This window comes from Paenibacillus sp. MER TA 81-3, from assembly GCF_023713585.1.
Lineage (GTDB): Bacteria > Bacillota > Bacilli > Paenibacillales > Paenibacillaceae > Paenibacillus_B > Paenibacillus_B profundus.
The window spans coordinates 1-255 of record NZ_JAMAWB010000140.1; the positions used below are offsets into that span (position 1 = coordinate 1).

The following is a 255-nucleotide window of genomic DNA, read 5'->3' on the forward strand; positions in this document are numbered from 1 at the left end:
GGGAACGCCATGGATAAGCATAATGAACTGGAAAAAGTAAAAGAAGCCATGAAACAAGCCAAAGAGCGTCGAATGTATGAACGCTATCAAGCCATCTATTTGCACTTGAAAGGCACATCCATGACGGCAATCGCTGAAATTCTGAATCGTAATCGAATGACGGTGAGCAGTTACATTCATACGTACGAAAACGGCGGATTGGTCGCCTTGCGGCTCAAGCATTCATCTGGTGCTCCTCCTCGGTTAACCAAGGAA

The 255-nt window shown here is 45.9% G+C and carries 1 protein-coding gene; it reads left to right on the forward strand.

Annotated elements, in window-relative coordinates:
- Positions 1 to 48: 48 nt before the first annotated feature.
- A partial coding sequence (locus tag M3650_RS31595; protein ID WP_251580312.1) for a helix-turn-helix domain-containing protein occupies positions 49 to 255 on the forward strand: 207 nt, incomplete at its 3' end.